We start from the raw sequence: 17,101 nt of genomic DNA on the forward strand, positions 1-17,101 counted from the left end.
ATGTGTTAAAGGGCAGGTGAAGATCTATTGATAAAAGCGAATTGGGTAATTATTGAAAATATGATTTTATTAGGGTATAGTTTAGGTGTAGGTTGGTGGGGATGGTATTAGATTATCAGCGATAAATAGGAATTTGTAAGGGAGATAAACAATGAATGTTAGAAAATCAAAAATAAATGATTTATCAAGAATAGCTGAAATATATGTTTTTAATAATAGAGTAAATTATTTTCCTATTTTTAAAGATGAGAAATTTTCATTTAGTGAATTACAAGTCGTTTCTTTGGTAGATAATTATTTCAAAAAGGCTGAAATAATTTCAAATACATATGTGTTTGATAATGGGTTAATAAAGGGCTTTATTCAAATGAATGAAAAAGAAATTTGCAAACTATATGTAGATACATTTTTTCAAAGTGAAGGCATTGGTAAAGAATTGATAGAATATGCGATTAATGAACTACATGCAGATAATTTATGGGCATTAGAAAAAAACACCAGGGCAATTTCTTTTTATAAAAGACATGGATTTCATTTAACAAGTGAAAAGAAATTTGAAGAAGATACGACTGAATATATTGTTAAAATGGAGAGATAAATTCCAATTTATCGTTAGGGTGATTCGTAATCTTAAATTAGGTTTGAAGTGTGGCATAAGGATTATGTTCACCTATTGGGTAAATTAGGTTATAATTAAGGATATGATGTGAATGTGGTGAGAGATAGTGGGTTAAAGCAAAGTGGAAATCCCTCCCCTACTTTTAGAAGTGGGAGTATCCTTGCTACAAAAAAGATGAAGATACAAGGTGGTGAGATCATTGAATGCTATGATGGTGGAGTTTAAAGCTTTTATTGGGACTAAGTTTATAACTAAGTATGAAAAAAATGTAGGCGAAAAGTTTAGTGGGATGCTAAAGAATTTAACTGATGATTTGTATGAAATGACTAATGAGTATCAGCGTGAAGAGAAGATGATAAATATAAAGCGTAGATGTATAGATACTAGGAAAAGATGGATAAAGTCTTTAGATGGTGCCTATGGTGAAGCAATGAAGGCTGAAATTCACAGTGTTTTCCATGAGTATAATAGAGTCCTTAGTGGAGATAGAAATGAGAAGGATTTTAAATCTTATTTTGGGGTTAATGATCCTAATGAGTATAAAAATAGGATGGAAGATAGTATAGCTTCCTGGAAGGAAAATCAAAATTGTTTACTTAGCGATTTTCCATACCTTCAGGTGATTCCTAAGAGATCCTTAAAGGCTGCTTATAAGAATGATATTTTAATTATATTTCATAAATACATATGTGGTTATGAGGAGAAGAATGATTTAACGAAGGTGCCTACTATATTTTCTAATATTTTAGTAGATACCACTAATAGAGCTACTATTTACTCCAAGGGGGATTTAAAGACTCTTGAGAAGTATACGGATATAAGCGCTATAAAACCTATTGAGATGGAGATAATGGCAGAACCTGAGGCTATAGATAAGGTAATTTTAGAGTTAGAGCAAAAGTCCTATCTGGAGCTTAAGAACGGCAACCCTATAGAGGCTATTAACTTTGCTACAGAGCTTGCTCTTATTAAGGCCTTAAGATATATGAATTCCATTGATGTGGCTCTTTGTGTTTATTACTATAACTTTAGAAATATAGTAAATGATGAGGAAATAGTTACAAGTGTTTATGCAGTGGCTGAGGAGATGGGGTTATCTCACAGTGAGAAATCTCATAACGATCTTATCGAGGCTCATATAAAACTAAGTAGCTCGAATTTAAAGGGTACAATTTCAGGGATTGGTGATGAGAAGTTCTCTATAAATGGGTCCCTTTTAGAGTGTGTAATCTATGAGGAAAATAAAATTAAGATGGTTAAGGTTAAGCTGGGAGGCCTTTTAAAGGAAATGGTAATGAAGAGAAGTGCCTTTGAATATAGTAAGGATCTTTATAACGCCTTTAGTAAGGATGCCAAGCAAATATCAACCTGGCTTCAAATGAGAAGATATAGGTCTTTCATTAACAATGAATTCCTTGAAACAAGCTGTAATTTGGCTAGCACAACCTTTGGAATCTATTGGAGGGGCAGTCGTATTGATAGAAAGAGAAAGCGTGTAGTGGACGCTCTAGAGGAAATGAGGACTAAAAATCATATAGTATCAGATTACAGTTATGATAAGAAAACTCAAATGCTTACAATCGAGTTTTTAAATCTAAACGAAAGTGATAAACATATTTTAAAAAGTAATGGAGTAAGCTTGGATGGCAGTATCATGAGCTTAAAATAAAGAAGACTAAGGTTTGATTTTAAACCTTAGTCTTTTAATATTTGCATGGAAGTATTTTAAACTAAGGAAAAAGTGTAATGAAATGTTCATTGCCCCTTTGTGGGTCTTAAGGAGGAATGAAATATTATCTCATAATCAAAACCCTTGTTTGATACTTTAGGGTTATAGTGTTATAACACTGAGAAATTATTATGATTTTATATGTTAAGATAATTTGGAATATTATTCTAAAAATGGTACTATAGAAATGTATAATTGTATCATATCGTGCTAGATAATTATGAATTAAAAGGGGGTGGCAAATTGATAATTTATAAAAAAAATACCTTGGATTTTAATACATACAAAATATTAAGGCAAAGCGTGAATTGGTCTTGTCCACCAGAAACACAAGCAATAAGGGCTATAAATAATACTTTGGTTAGCGTTGTAGCTTATAACGATGATATACCGGTTGGAATGGGACGATTACTTGGTGACGGTGCATTGTATTATCAAATTTATGATGTTGTTGTTAGGAAAGAATATCAGGGTCAAAAGATAGGTACCAATATCATTAATGAACTTATAAATTATATTGAAAAAAATAGAACTCAAGGAGAAAGAGTAAGTATTGCTTTGGCGGCTGAACCTGGTAAAGAAGAGTTTTATGAAAAGCTAGGGTTCCGTAGATTACCTCATCAATATTGTGGAGCAGGTTTAAGAAAAGTTATAAAAGATTAACGTATAAAGCAAGTAGTTAAGTGTAAGATAGAGTAATTAATATTATTTTGTTTGCGTAATTTCATTGTAATTTTAGTGAAAATTATACATATAGCCTTATTCATTTATCTGTAGTATATATGCCTTAGCCTAAATTTCTAATCTAGATACTTTGTTTTTAAAAAGTTCCCTTTGACATATATAAAACCCTCCTAGTAGTTACTATTCCTATATTTATATTTTATAATTTAGGGGGATGGCAATTATATTCTAAAATCTTATACAACCAAGGAGTAGGGGGAGCATTAGCACTCTGTAGACACGTTACGCACCGCGTAGGTGGAAAGCCTATCAGTAGTTTCATATTCTTTATAATGGGTGGGATAAAGAGAAAAATCTACACTGGGAGCTATATCTATGAGGGTAAAGAAATAAGGAGTTATACGAAGGTGATACAAAGGTATAACATGTAGCTAGAAGTGAGATGAACATAAATTATACGCTGGTATAACGAAAGTATAAGTTATACAAATGTTATACTAATGTATAAGAGGATATTTATAATTTTCACTCCTGAGATGATTGTGGTGAAGCCAGAGAATATGTGGAGTCTAAGAAGACTTTTAAAAAGAATAAATTCAATGATTTTAAGCAACGAAATTATGATTTTGGAGATTTAGAAAATAAACTTTTAGGGTGGGATTAATAAGGGTAGCTTTAATATTCCATGCAATTAAGAGCGGTGAAGATACTTAGGTTAATTAATAAGGTGTAGTGAATATTTTATAAATGTTCACTGCACTTTTGTTGTTTTTAAAGAATGAAATACTAGATCACAACAAAAATATATAGTTAAAACTTTAGCGTCTTAGGGTTAAAGTACTATAGTACTTTGACACTATTCTAATTTTATATGTAAAGGTTGCTTTAGATATTATTACAAAAATGGTATTATAAAACATATAAGTGGTGGAGAGTTGTATTTTATTGCACCGTAATAATTTGTTTATCTGAAATAAGATTACACAGTTCGATTTGTTATTAAATTTACTATTCATTTTTAGGGGGTATTATTATGATAGAGCTATCAAAAGATGAAATGTACTGTCTTTGTCGGCTGTGTGAGGGACAGTTGGATATTGCACTTTGGTCATGTGTTGAGGGAAATATGGGAAGGGCTTGGGTTGATATGAAGGGCAAGCCTTCCATTGCAATGGTTGTCGTGGCAGATTTCTGTTTTTTATTGGGATGCACTGAAGATATGAGTGATAAAATTGCTATAAAAGAATTACTTGAGCAATTTAAGCGGAAAATTATTGTATCATATAGTGATTATGGGGTTTCGGTCATCGAAAAATACTTTTCCAATAATCATAAAAAATATAGTAGATATGCAATAAAAAAAGAACCAGATGTATTTCAAAGGGATAGACTTAAAAATTTTATCGAGGCTATTGAACCTAAGTTTCACATAGAGAAAATAGATGAATCTAACTATAACAAGGTATTAGAAGATGAATTTATGGCAGACTGCTGTTCAAATTATTCATCCTTGGAAGAATTTTTGAAGAATGGAATTGGATATGTGATTATCTATGATGGCGAGATAATTTCAGGAGCATCTTCATATAGTTATTGCAAGGGTAGTATTGATATTACCATTGGAACAAAAAAAGAATATGGACAAAGAGGATTAGCACTGGCTTGCGCCTCCAAGTTAATATTAGACTGTCTGGACAAAAATATTTATCCTCGTTGGGATGCGCCAAATTTAGAGTCTGTATCCCTTGCAGAGAAATTAGGGTATCATTTTGAAAAAGAATATGAGGTATATTCAATTTATTAAATTTGTAGATTAAAGCAATTATGTATTTAATTAATTGCTTCACATTTTTCATATCTTGCGACACAACTGTATTAAATTTTTCACTATTAATAATAAAAAGGTGGGGCTTTATTATGTTAAAATTAGGGAAAATGAATGCTAAAAGCATTGCAAATGGAATGTTAACTATTGGATTAATTTATGTAGCTATACGATTATTAGGAATTTTAAATCAATGGATTTTAGTTCCGGGCACTCCAGTAACGTCACCAAAAGTAAATTTTAATTATATTATGTATTGGATTAACACTTTGACAAAACCAATATTGGGAATATGGCTATTTAAATTAGTATGTGAGTGTTTATATAAAATTTTAAGATTAGTAGAAATTATGATTAATAAAAATATGAAATTAAGTGATGAATAATCGTATTATAATACGAAGTAGTGGTATTTTTCATATCATATAGATAAATAGGAATTTGAAAGCGAGGTAAAGACAATGAAAAAAATCGTATATTCAGCAATTCTGATAATTGGGATGATTATTTTTATAAACGGCTGTTCTTCTTTTTCGGATAAAGCAGTTTTGAAAGGTTATATAGATAAAGATGAATATTTTGATAAAGATGGCGCTCAGGATTACACAGACTATGGCAAGTATTACTATAAGGAATCTAATAATATTTTTCTGAAAAATGACATTTATTCATTAGTCAAAGAGGAAGGCATAGAAAATATCCGCTCATATTTTACTAATTTTAAATCGTGGATGGATGCTGGAGATAGAACTGATGAATATGATTTTGATGACTCTTGCATTTCTGAAGGGGATTATATTTATATTAAAACAAAAGAAGGGAAATCAATTGGAGATTCAAAATATAAAAAATTTGATAATTATACTATTTATTTTTATGATACTGAATCAGCCACATTATTTTATATTCATTCTAATATTTGATATAAAACCACAATTTGTCTTTTAGATAAGCTGAACAAATTTAATATATTACGAGATAAAGTCCAGTAATTAATTTACTGGACTTTAAATTTAGGTTAAAACATACTATACATGTATAATATATTTTATAGTGTTATTTTATTAAGTTTTTTAAAATTACTCTTGATAATCATTATATGGCGAGGTAAATATTATTTATATTAGCCGAAACAAGCAAAAAATATCATGAAGTCTATGGAGTTTTTCTTTATACTATAAAATACACAGAGGGGGTGAGTAAGTGGATACGGTAAGTTGCATTCAAAGAGCAATTGACTTTATCGAGGATAATATCCTTGATGATTTAAAAGCAGAAGTCATTGCAAGTCAGGCATATATGTCAAGTTTTCAATTTCAACGTGTTTTTTCTATCGTGTGTGGTATTTCACTTGGTGATTATATTCGCAATCGAAGATTAGCACTGGCAGGAATCGAGGTATCATCATCCAAGGCAAAGATAATTGACATTGCTTTCAAATATGGATATAAGTCACCAGAAAGTTTTTCACGTGCTTTTAACCGTTTCCATGGAGTTTCTCCTATGATAGCGCGCAGTCATATCGAGAATATCAATTTATTCGCCAAAATATCTGTTCAATCTATTTTAGGAGGAAAACAAACTATGCAAGATTTGAAACAAAGAGGGTATTCCGTTAAAGAAAATGGTCCTGTCTATTACACACAGAACATGGATAAAACTGCAAAATGGTTTGAAACTGTTTTAGGTTGGTACGCAAATATTGATGAAAGAAATAAAGATGGAATGGGAACCTATGGGTGTGCATTGCCAATACCTGGGGAATTAGTTAATATGAAAATAACTACATTTAATGGCATTCACATGTTTTTTGGCGAACCTTCAAAACAAACTGTTGCTTTCATGTGTGTTGAAGGTGTAGAACAACTATATTCATTTGTGAAGAAAAATGGTTGGGATCAAATAACAGAAGTTAAAACTCAGCATTGGGGAGGCAAAGAGTGCAATGTAACAACAATTGATGGTAGTATCATGAGATTCTTTCAGTTAGATTAATAATCACCTCACTAATAAGCAACATTTGACATACAAAGATATTTTGAGGAAAGAATGGGGAAGTCTATTTATAGTATTTTACCTGACGTAAAAGAAACTACTTTTGGGTTTTAAAAAAATTGATGAACAATATTATTAAATTGCTCATATATCGCAAATATACGATATATGAGCAATGGTATTAAAATACGAAATAAAATTATTTTAAAATATAAGGTTTATAGGGGGTACAATGGAGAATAAAGTATATTTTCATGTTCCAAAATTTGAAGAGTTAGCGTATCGTAAAAAAATAATGAGTCAACCAGACACCATGGATTACAATAAGGGATATGATATTTCTTATGAAGGATATCATAAAGATACAGGATGTATAGATTTTCCAGAAAATAAGTGGAGAAATTGGCATTCTAATAGAGTTGATAAAAAGCCAGAATATTTTTATGCCTATATCACAAGAGAGGATGATAATTCTTTTATTGGAGAGGTAAATCTTAATTTAAGTGATAAGGATAAGTATTATGATATGGGGATTGTTCTTGAGGCAAAGTATCGAGGCGCGGGATACTCACTTGAAGCACTAAAAAAACTGATGAAGGTTGCTTTTGAGACTTATGATGCATTAGAAGTTCATAATGATTTTGAAACTACGAGAAAGTCTGCTATTGAAATACATAAGGCGGTTGGTTTTAATATAATTGATGAAGTGAATGGAATTGCTAAATTAGTAATTACTAGAGATGATTACTTAAGTAAATAATCTTAGGAGAGAAGGTACAAAACCCAGAAATACGCATAATGATATGCTCCCCTTGAGGTAGACAGATTAAAAATAAAAATCTGTTACTGGAAAGGGCAGCATATCATTTTTACTGAATAATAAGGTAACTTAGACTTACTATCCTAATTCATAATGAAATTACTATTTAGATTCAGCAGGATAAAAGTACATCTCTCCTTTGCCAAGGAATGTAACTGTGTAATTAGGAAGTATAGGCAATGTAATGTGTTTTTCTGAATTTGGTGATAGTATTATAGACTGATGTATAGTTTGATTTTCGTCTACAATAATCATCTGGATCTTATCGGTTGAAGAAATGTTTGAAAACACATAGACATTATTTCTTGAAGGAATAAAATCAGATAATTTATAAACACCTTCCTTAAAATTATTAGTAGCAGCAAATGCAGGTTTTAATCCAATTGCAATAAATGTTAAAAATAAAAAAATTAAAAATAAACCAGTAAATTTCTTCATCACACACCCCTTTCATTTACATTATGCCTAAATAAGTCTAATAATATTAGTGGTTATATGACTTTCATACGCGCCGAGTAGGTGGAAAGCCTATAAGTAGTTTCATATTTTTTATAATGGGTGGGATAAAGAAGAAAAACTATAATGGGATCATAGCTATGAGGGTAAGAAATAATAAATTATACGAAAGTGATACAAAGGTATAACAGAGCAGAGAGAAGTGAGATGAACATAGATGATTAAAGAGGAGCATTGCAAAATGCTCCTCTTTGTAATTTATCTTTAGTTATGTACTTACTCACTAATATTTAGGATGTCTTAATTATGAACATATTTTCAGATCTTATACATTAGTTTTTATAATTAAATTTACAATAAGTTTTACAAGATAAAATGCAATAAATTTTTAAAATATAAAACTCAAAACTTAAATTTTCAGTACTTTTATCTTTTTTTAATGGGTATTTTTGTTGAATTGAGAACGAAAAAATATCGCATTATTCAGTAATGAATAATGCGATATTTAAGTCTATTATTTATTTTTATGAATTAACAGAATTAATCCTTTTTTATTTTGGGAAAATAAGGAGTATTATTCGTAATCAATATGGTTATCCCTATTACTTACCTATTTGACGTTACCAATTTGTTATCAATAAATATTCTGCAATTAATAACCCACACTCCACCTAGTGATACTTTGATTGATTCGCCTGAACCGTCTCCAAATTTAATTATACCAAACAATCTGGATCTACTACTTAATCCTACTTGTTCATCTTGAAGTTCATCATCAACATAAAGTCGTTCCCCATTAAACCACGTGTTTTCAACCGTTATTTTATGCCCTTTATAATCTAATTTCCAAAATTTAGACATGGATTACCAACCCTCTCACAATTAAGTCGTATTTTACTATTAATTATAACACAGATTGTACATATCACGCTATTCAATTTTCAAAGAACATCTTTTCTTAACTAAATCGCTTTACCTACAAATTCATTTTTAAATTCTTAAATCTCTTCTTCCAATATTTTGAAGGTTGTGTCCATATCACAACCTTTAAAATATTGGTACGTTACTGTTGCTATCCATAAGATATAAATTGAAAATAATTTTCAAATAAGCGTATAACCTGATATGACTAAAACAAAAAATTAAGTATGAAATTTTTTAATATATACTAGTTGTAATTTAAAATTAAGAATTCAAAATTTAAAATTGGAGTTGGAGGATTAAAATCCTTGATTTTTTAAAAAAATCATGTAAAAAAACAGTATTTACCTAGAGGCCTTAAACCTTGTGAGCTCTAAGGCTACATGGGGCTAAGAACATAAAAACATAAAAACATAAAAACATAAAAACGCAGAAATTTGGATAGTTGTAATTTTAACCCAAAGGGTAATTGCAAAAGGACCTTGGGACTTGAGCTTGCTCTTAATATCTATTTAATGGAATTTTACTTCTACAAGTCTTGTCTTATCGTCGTCTTCTTTTCTGGTTGTGGCATCTTGCCTTTCAATTACAAGCCGCCCTTTATTAGTTTTTAATGATTCATCTGGAATTATAAATACAAGATCATAGGTATATTCTACTGATGGTTCAAACTCTGTTTTAAAATAATCTTTTCTCCCATAACCTTCCAGTTTACTTGAAGAGACACACTCACTATAATCACATTCAGTAGTAGTATTATTTTTATATACTACTAATCCCATGCTATTTAAGTAGAGTACCTTAACTTCTTTTGTATTATTCACAATAGTTAAATTAACTACTACATAAGAATTATCTCCAGTTATGTTGCCACTTTCATCAAATGTATATCGTTCACTCCAATTTGTAGGTGCAGGAAAGTTTCCTTTTTCTTTTGATTCCATTGCTGAATTTACCCTATATGTATAGGGTCCAAATGTAAACTCTTCTCCTACTTGAAAAACCTTTTTTTCAATTTCTTCTTTTTCTTGTTCCTTTTCAACATTACCTACATCTTCTTGGGCTATTTCTTTCTTATTCCAAACATTTTCTCCTGGAAATGTTATACCTTTAACTATGAGTAAATAGACACTACAAATAAACATGGCTGCTATAATGATTTTGTAAATCACTTTTCCTATTTTTCCTCCCACTTTTTACCTCCTTATGTTAATATCTATTTAATGGAATTTTACTTCTACACATCTCATCTTATCTTCATCTTCTTTTCTGGTTGTGGGGTCTTGTCTTCTTATTCCAAGCTGCCCTTCATTGGTTTTTAATGATTCATCTGGAATTATAAATACAAGATCATAGGTATATTCTACTGATGGTTCAAACTCTGTTTTAAAATAATCTTTTCTCCCATAACCTTCCAGTTTACTTGAAGAGACACACTCACTATAATCACATTCAGTAGTAGTATTATTTTTATATACTACTAATCCCATGCTATTTAAGTAGAGTACCTTAACTTCTTTTGTATTATTCACAATAGTTAAATTAACTACTACATAAGAATTATCTCCAGTTATGTTGCCACTTTCATCAAATGTATATCGTTCACTCCAATTTGTAGGTGCAGGAAAGTTTCCTTTTTCTTTTGATTCCATTGCTGAATTCACCTTATATGTATAGGGTCCAAATGTAACCGCTTCTCCTATTTGATATAACCTCAATTCACTTTCTTCTTTTTTCTGTTTCTCACCGCTATCCACATTTTCCTCTGCAATTTCTTCATTATTCCAAACATTTTCTCCTGAAAGAGGTATACCTTTAACTATAAGTATATAGACACTGCAAATAAACATGGCTGCTATAGTAATTTGGGTAATCAATTTCCCGATTTTTTCTTTCATTTTTTAATCTCCCAACACAACACTAATATAATATTGAATATATAAAAGTACATATTCTAAATCTGAAGTTTAACACACTTTTTTACTGGATATATATCTAATGTTAAACTAAATTGTACTTCCTCAATTTTTTTCCAACCACTACTATTATATTGAAAATCAAACATTTCATAGGGTAAGTCTAATGTAATTTCTTCATTTGGAGCTAAAGTTAAGCTTGGGCTTGCTTCTTTTCCATTCATTACAGTAAACATTTCATAATTTAAACCATTATGCCAATCAATAGATTCTGCTTCAAAAAAATCACATTCTATACTTTGATTTTCATTGCTTGTATTCTTGAAATTAACTGTTGCTACAATAGCTTTTCTTTCAGCATTCTCAAAAAAAGTAGATTCTTCTAGATTCATATTTTTTATTTCATTGTCAGATATAAATTTAGCTTTTTCTACCTTTACTTTAATACCTCTATATTCAATGGTATCCCCTAGGTTATAAGCTTCTACAGGTGCCTTAGGATATTTATTGTTTATATAATTAAACCTTAGCCCAATTATTACAACCAAAATAAAAATAATAGTCAGTAATATTACTTTACTTTTCTTCTTCATAACTATCACCTTCCTTTTGGCGTTTATTATATGGTTTTAACCTTCCATTTTCCATAAAGAAAATTTCATCAGATAAAAATTCTAGTTCCTCACTATCATGACATGAAATAATTATTAATGCTCCTGCATCTCGATATTTTTGTAATATTTTTCTTAATGATATTACACTACTTTCATCAAGAGCATTAGTTGGTTCATCTAGAATAATTATCTCAGGCTCTTCCATTATTGCAGCTGCTATTCCTAGCTTTTGTTTCATACCTAATGAATACTTTTTAAACTTCTTTTTTTCCTTTGGATCAAGTCCAACCATAGTTAATACTTCATTAATTTTATTGTCATCTATCTTATCTTGTATTTCTGATAAGATTTTAAGATTTTTAAATCCGGAATAATTAGCAATGAAACCTGGACTTTCAATTAAGGCTCCCAAACTATTTGGGAAAGAAATATCCTTTCCAAGAACTTGTCCATCAATTATAACTTCACCTTCAGTTGGTAAAATAAGACCACAAATAGCTCGCATTAACATAGTTTTCCCTGAACCATTTTTCCCTTTTAAGCCATATATTTTACCACTGTTAATTTTCATATTTATATTATCAAGAATTAAATTACCTGAAATTTTTTTTGTTAAGTTTCTTACTTCTATATCCATATTCATGCTCCTTACTTTTTCATTTTAATGATTACTTTTCTAAAATATCATACCTTTTAATTTTATTTGCTCCTATAAATATGGTTGCGATTGATAATACTACACATATAACTATTCCATATACTATACTTACTCCACTGTCTCCAATGTTTAACTTACTACGTAATATCATTAAATAATTACCTATAAAAAATGAATTACAATAAAAAGGTGTTAGAGTTAAAACAGTAATGATAAACATGTTACTTATAATTGAATTAGTAAAGAGTGAAATTAATAATTGTATTAATGAAAAAGTAATAGACGTAATAACTGGAAGTATTATTCCAACTATTAGTATTCCTTTGAAATTAAACTTTGAAATATCTAGGTTTGATAATATCAGATTTAGCTCCTTTGATGGTTCCAGTGATAATCCTCCATGGAAAAGTGAAAAAACTGTTATGACAATGATAGAAATTGTATAATAGATTAGAACATTATATGTGACCCATAAACACTTGCCAAGCCACCATGAAACTCTGCCTTTAGTTCTAATTAACACCTGAATTCCTGATTCGCTTAAATCCTTCAATGGAAAATATCCAATGATAATACTTAAATATATATTTACTAAAAACCATTGAGGCAATTTATCTTGTAATTCAACTGCATTTCCACCAATAACATTTATTCCTCTAAACATAAATAATATAAAATCTGAAAAGGATATTTCTTTATTAAGATTATTAAATTGTATAATTTTTTCAGCTCTTATTTGAAATACAAAACACAAAAATATAAATATGAATAGGGCTACAACATATCTTTTCCATCCCTCTATGGTACCTTTATAAAAATCATGTTTAATCTGTAAAAAGAAACTTCCTTTTTTCTTCTCATCACCAAGTTTTATATTATTCATAATAAAATTCCTTTCTTTTTCCCAGAATAACTCCTAATATTATTGCTATTAATATAAGAACTATGCCATATGAAAAACCGACAATTAATCTGTAGGTACTATTAATTGCTGTGTAATCAACAGTTATCACTTTATATATAACTGGCACTGAAATTTCTAAAAATCCCAAAATTACAACGAATAGCCAGCTTATAATCTTCTTGTTTGTTATCCAATATATTAATAATGAAATAGTTAATATTAGAATAATTCTGATAAAGGAACATAATAAAAACATTGTAATTACATAGTTTAAACTTATAGAGTTACATACAGTGTTATTTATTTTAAAGTAAATGCTATTGACACTATTCCAGTTTATAAAGTATCTAGTCATTAATCCACCAAAGAAATAAGTGCAAAGGGAAATCCATATTGAAGAAAATATAGATAATAAGCCTATCTTATATACCTGCTTTATCCATAATAAAGTCCTACTCTTTTGTTTTAAAATACTATTTATCCTTAAGTCATCTTTAATAATGCTAAAAAGCATAAAATTTGCTAAAATCATAATTTCAATTCCAAAAAACCAATATGCCGATACATATATAAATGCATCTGCCACACTTTGAATATTATGAGTAAATACTCCACTTCTAATATGAAATAAAATTATAATGGCTAAAATCATCATATATCCTATGATTATTAAATAGTTACATTTTATGTTTCTTAAAAACTCTTTTGTCCAATGTTTTAAATTAGTATATATCGTCTTTCACTCCCTTGAAGAAAAATACACCAAATGTAATAATTGATAATACAATAATTTCTCCTAAAACTATGTATCCATTACACACTTCAAATCCTGGCTGCAAAAAATAAAATGGTATATATTTAACTAAATTAAAAGAACCTATTACCGTGTAAACAAACATATATACTATAAATGGTGTAATTAACGCCATAAATCTATATTCAATGAAGAAGGTCACTGATAATCCAATAGTAGCTATCAATCCACTAAAAATAAAATCTATCATTAAAAATCCAATTAAGTACAAATAAGGATGGGTAAAAAATAATGTACTCCACAAATGTGCTGGCCCTATTCCAAAGCTTTGAGTTACTTGAGGTACAAATGAGGGTAAAAACATAGCAGTAATAAGTAGATTAGTAAGTAATGGTATTGTTATAGCTAGTCCACCTGAAATGAAAGTAGCTATATATTTTGCTAAAAAATAATCCTTCTTTTTTGTTCTAAAAAGGACATTTTTTATATATCCACTCTTTCTGTCAGTAAAAAAGGTATCTGCAAATGGTATTGCTGCTAATAATGGCAATAATGCAAAAAAAATATAACTCTGTGGAAGTATATTAACATTCCCAATCCAGGCCTGAAATGCGGTAGTAGGACATGTCATTGGATAATTATCTGCCACAACCCTTTCACTAAAATTAGATATTGGGATAACATATGTAAAAATTTGTGATACTGTAATTAATAATCCTAAAGAAAGTACAAGAATCATAGTTTTACTTTTAATTGCTCTAGTCAATTCAATTTTTATAAGTTTATTTTTCAAAATTTCACCTTCAATTCTAATAGATTAATCGCTTTATAAGCTTCAATCGATGAGGCTTATACTATTACTTACTATATTATCATATATTTCACTAAATATAAAATTTTGTATTTTATGGGTATTAATTTATGTTGATTTAAAAACATTTATAGTTTCAACAATACAAGTGTAGATGAATACTAAGGAAAAAGTAGTTTAAGATTTAATTTGCAGGTAAAGCGAAACAGTATTAAAATTTGTTCTTTGAATATTAAATAGTAAGTTATTTACAAAATATGTTATAATGTGGACAAGACAAATTGATTTGAATGTAGTTGTATATTATTACGACGTATAGAATGATTTCAGAATAATAAACATAAATTTAAAATTAGCATTAGACAAAGCAAGAGAACTTGAATTTGAAAAAGTATTGATAACATGTGATCTTGATAATATAGGTTCAAAGAAAATCATTGAAAGCAATGGAGGAAAATTAGAAAATACTATAATTTCTAAATAGACAGGTAAAAAAGTTTTAAGGTACTGGATAGAATTATAGGGGTTTGAAATCTCTGCATTATCAAGAGTAAATTTTAAAATTGATGGAGAATTGTATTAAATGTTTCACTATAGGTTATTTATATTAGGAGGTGTGACAATGTGAAAAAAATTATTAAATTGACGGGTGTAGTACTTGCTGTAATATTAGTTTCTGTTCTTTTTTTGTATTTTAACAACGATATAGGTATAAGCCAATCATCCATTGAAAGTGATGCCCGTAAATCTCAAAAAATCGTGAAGGATTGGCAAGTGGCAAAAGATACATCCGATACCATGTCTGCTATGATTTTCTATCCAGAAGACAAATATGACTATACATTTTCCATTTATGTTAATCGCCTAGGGATATCATTCGGATATTTTTTTAGAGGCGGCGGTAATATTGCAGAAGTAGAAAGATATATTGTAGAATTCTCTATTGAAGGATATAACGAACGGGCATTTATTTCACTCAATAATCAGCAAGTAGAAAGACTGGAAATAAATGATGGCAATTCAACTCAAATGATAAAAATTGATAGCAGTAAACCCTTTGTATTTGTATTACCTAAAAATATTGGAAGTATTACTTTTATTGATATAAATGGAAATGCTGTTGAAACTGTGAGTCAACTACTATGAAGATAATACGAAACGATGATGAATTCCAATTTGTAATCGAGATTATATGTACAATCTTCTTATAACATTCAACAATTATAAAATTATATAAGTTCATTAAATGCCGTATTATTCAGAATGAATATGCGGTATTTTTGTTTCGTAATTCAAGGAATTGTTCAATAAGGGGTGTAGCGGGATAATTGAATTTATGTAATACATTAACACTAAATATACCTACTTTTCAAGGATAGTTCCCTAAATTAGAATTTCATATTTTAAAAAGTGCAATATATTTATAATTTTTATAAATATATTGGGCTTTTTTTACAATAAGTATCTCCATATGCATATATCCTTTTGTATTAGTAGTGTAGTGTAACATTAATATTAAAGAGTTAAGTTACACAAGTTGCATTTAATGTAATTATATACCTCATTAATAATACAAATAAGCTTTTAGGGGGAATGTGTAGTGGTATCAATATGTAGCTTAATAAAAAGAGCTAAATCCGGAGATAAGGAGAGTATGAAATTACTATTAATTAAGTTTGAACCTATAATCAATAGCTTATCTTGGAAAATAAAGGACGAATGTGGAAGAACTGACTTAACTATATTTTTTATAAAACTAGTCTATAGAATTAAATTAATAAATATGATCAATTCATCAGATGGAGCACTAGTGACTTATATACAACAATCATTATATAGAGAATATTATAGACTTAATAAAACAAACTCAATTATAGAAGTTGAATTAACTGATACTTTTAAAGTAGATTGTAATGAATATAAAGATATTGAACATGAAATGTTTTTGAATGAACTTGTAGTTGGAAAGGTTATAAATGAAAAACAAAAATGTGTACTATTAAAGAAATATTATGATGAGTATACAGATCAAGAAATAGCAACTGACCTTTGTATAAGTAGACAAGCAGTAAGTAAAATTCACAAAGTTGCAATTAAGCATTTAAAAGAATATTTGAACTAAAATGAAGGGGGTGGCGATGTGGAAACTGAAATTCTAACAGCAGCCCTATCCCAAGGCGTGTGGGCAGGACTCAGTGTATTCTTGCTATTATATATATTAAAAGCTCAAGAGAAAAGAGAAAAAACTTACCAAGATATAATATCAAAAATAACAGATAAATTGATAATAGTTGAAGAAATGAAAAGAATGTAGAAGACATAAAGTGAGACTTATTGAGTAGGAGGTTTAAACCTCCCACTCAATTTAGCCGAACTAATCCAGGGTCGTGGCGGC

General features: G+C 29.1%; 20 protein-coding genes and 1 pseudogene. 12 read left to right on the plus strand and 9 right to left on the minus strand.

What is annotated here, in order from left to right; all coding sequences use genetic code 11:
* Positions 1-151: 151 nt before the first annotated feature.
* The 9 genes from RSA29_RS14685 to RSA29_RS14725 all read left to right on the plus strand — a co-directional run bounded on the left by RSA29_RS14685 (position 152) and on the right by RSA29_RS14725 (position 7,612).
* Positions 152-598, plus strand: coding sequence for a GNAT family N-acetyltransferase (locus RSA29_RS14685; protein WP_346944541.1), 447 nt, complete (start codon positions 152-154; stop codon positions 596-598).
* A 114-nt stretch (positions 599-712) separates the two neighbouring features.
* On the plus strand, positions 713-844 hold the full coding sequence (locus RSA29_RS14690) for a hypothetical protein (RefSeq protein ID WP_346944542.1): 132 nt from the start codon (positions 713-715) through the stop codon (positions 842-844).
* Positions 819-2,288: a hypothetical protein gene (locus tag RSA29_RS14695; RefSeq protein ID WP_346944543.1), complete on the plus strand. Its 1,470-nt coding sequence runs from the start codon at positions 819-821 to the stop codon at positions 2,286-2,288. Before RSA29_RS14690 ends, RSA29_RS14695 begins: the two co-directional genes overlap by 26 nt.
* Before the next feature lie 303 nt (positions 2,289-2,591).
* Complete coding sequence (locus RSA29_RS14700; protein ID WP_346944544.1) at positions 2,592-3,011, plus strand: GNAT family N-acetyltransferase; 420 nt, start codon at positions 2,592-2,594, stop codon at positions 3,009-3,011.
* Between the two features lie 1,054 nt (positions 3,012-4,065).
* Positions 4,066-4,836, plus strand: a complete 771-nt coding sequence (locus tag RSA29_RS14705; RefSeq protein ID WP_346944545.1) for a GNAT family N-acetyltransferase — start codon at positions 4,066-4,068, stop codon at positions 4,834-4,836.
* Between the two features lie 113 nt (positions 4,837-4,949).
* Positions 4,950-5,243, plus strand: a complete 294-nt coding sequence (locus RSA29_RS14710; RefSeq protein WP_346944546.1) for a hypothetical protein — start codon at positions 4,950-4,952, stop codon at positions 5,241-5,243.
* A 75-nt stretch (positions 5,244-5,318) separates the two neighbouring features.
* Positions 5,319-5,780, plus strand: a complete 462-nt coding sequence (locus RSA29_RS14715; RefSeq protein WP_346944547.1) for a hypothetical protein — start codon at positions 5,319-5,321, stop codon at positions 5,778-5,780.
* Positions 5,781-6,060: 280 nt separating this feature from the next.
* Positions 6,061-6,852, plus strand: coding sequence for a helix-turn-helix domain-containing protein (locus RSA29_RS14720; RefSeq protein ID WP_346944548.1), 792 nt, complete (start codon positions 6,061-6,063; stop codon positions 6,850-6,852).
* Positions 6,853-7,084: 232 nt separating this feature from the next.
* On the plus strand, positions 7,085-7,612 hold the full coding sequence (locus tag RSA29_RS14725; RefSeq protein ID WP_346944549.1) for a GNAT family N-acetyltransferase: 528 nt from the start codon (positions 7,085-7,087) through the stop codon (positions 7,610-7,612).
* Between the two features lie 162 nt (positions 7,613-7,774).
* On the opposite strand, the gene RSA29_RS14730 is transcribed toward RSA29_RS14725, so the two are convergent.
* The 9 genes from RSA29_RS14730 to RSA29_RS14770 all read right to left on the minus strand — a co-directional run bounded on the left by RSA29_RS14730 (position 7,775) and on the right by RSA29_RS14770 (position 14,688).
* The gene (locus tag RSA29_RS14730; protein ID WP_346944550.1) at positions 7,775-8,110 is read right to left on the minus strand and encodes a hypothetical protein; all 336 of its coding nucleotides are present in this window, start codon (positions 8,108-8,110) and stop codon (positions 7,775-7,777) included.
* A gap of 624 nt (positions 8,111-8,734) precedes the next feature.
* Positions 8,735-8,989: a hypothetical protein gene (locus tag RSA29_RS14735; protein WP_346944551.1), complete on the minus strand. Its 255-nt coding sequence runs from the start codon at positions 8,987-8,989 to the stop codon at positions 8,735-8,737.
* Positions 8,990-9,561: 572 nt separating this feature from the next.
* Complete coding sequence (locus RSA29_RS14740) at positions 9,562-10,242, minus strand: hypothetical protein (protein WP_346944552.1); 681 nt, start codon at positions 10,240-10,242, stop codon at positions 9,562-9,564.
* 27 nt (positions 10,243-10,269) lie between these two features.
* On the minus strand, positions 10,270-10,947 hold the full coding sequence (locus tag RSA29_RS14745; protein ID WP_346944553.1) for a hypothetical protein: 678 nt from the start codon (positions 10,945-10,947) through the stop codon (positions 10,270-10,272).
* Between the two features lie 56 nt (positions 10,948-11,003).
* The gene (locus RSA29_RS14750) at positions 11,004-11,558 is read right to left on the minus strand and encodes a hypothetical protein (protein ID WP_346944554.1); all 555 of its coding nucleotides are present in this window, start codon (positions 11,556-11,558) and stop codon (positions 11,004-11,006) included.
* Entirely contained in the window at positions 11,542-12,216 is a 675-nt protein-coding gene (locus tag RSA29_RS14755; protein WP_346944555.1) for an ATP-binding cassette domain-containing protein, read from the minus strand. The genes RSA29_RS14750 and RSA29_RS14755 overlap by 17 nt, the downstream gene beginning before the upstream one ends.
* Positions 12,217-12,247: 31 nt before the next feature.
* Positions 12,248-13,120, minus strand: a complete 873-nt coding sequence (locus tag RSA29_RS14760) for a hypothetical protein (RefSeq protein WP_346944556.1) — start codon at positions 13,118-13,120, stop codon at positions 12,248-12,250.
* Complete coding sequence (locus RSA29_RS14765) at positions 13,113-13,727, minus strand: hypothetical protein (RefSeq protein ID WP_346944557.1); 615 nt, start codon at positions 13,725-13,727, stop codon at positions 13,113-13,115. The genes RSA29_RS14760 and RSA29_RS14765 overlap by 8 nt, the downstream gene beginning before the upstream one ends.
* A gap of 136 nt (positions 13,728-13,863) precedes the next feature.
* Positions 13,864-14,688: a hypothetical protein gene (locus RSA29_RS14770; protein ID WP_346944558.1), complete on the minus strand. Its 825-nt coding sequence runs from the start codon at positions 14,686-14,688 to the stop codon at positions 13,864-13,866.
* 642 nt (positions 14,689-15,330) lie between these two features.
* Here RSA29_RS14770 and RSA29_RS14775 point away from each other — a divergent pair.
* The 3 genes and pseudogenes from RSA29_RS14775 to RSA29_RS14785 all read left to right on the plus strand — a co-directional run bounded on the left by RSA29_RS14775 (position 15,331) and on the right by RSA29_RS14785 (position 17,034).
* Complete coding sequence (locus RSA29_RS14775) at positions 15,331-15,852, plus strand: hypothetical protein (RefSeq protein ID WP_346944559.1); 522 nt, start codon at positions 15,331-15,333, stop codon at positions 15,850-15,852.
* A 454-nt stretch (positions 15,853-16,306) separates the two neighbouring features.
* Entirely contained in the window at positions 16,307-16,828 is a 522-nt protein-coding gene (locus RSA29_RS14780; RefSeq protein ID WP_346944560.1) for a helix-turn-helix domain-containing protein, read from the plus strand.
* Positions 16,829-16,846: 18 nt separating this feature from the next.
* A pseudogene (locus RSA29_RS14785) lies at positions 16,847-17,034 on the plus strand (BhlA/UviB family holin-like peptide).
* Positions 17,035-17,101: the final 67 nt, after the last annotated feature.

Source organism: Clostridium sp., from assembly GCF_036660475.1.
Classification (GTDB): Bacteria; Bacillota; Clostridia; order Clostridiales; family Clostridiaceae; genus Clostridium_J.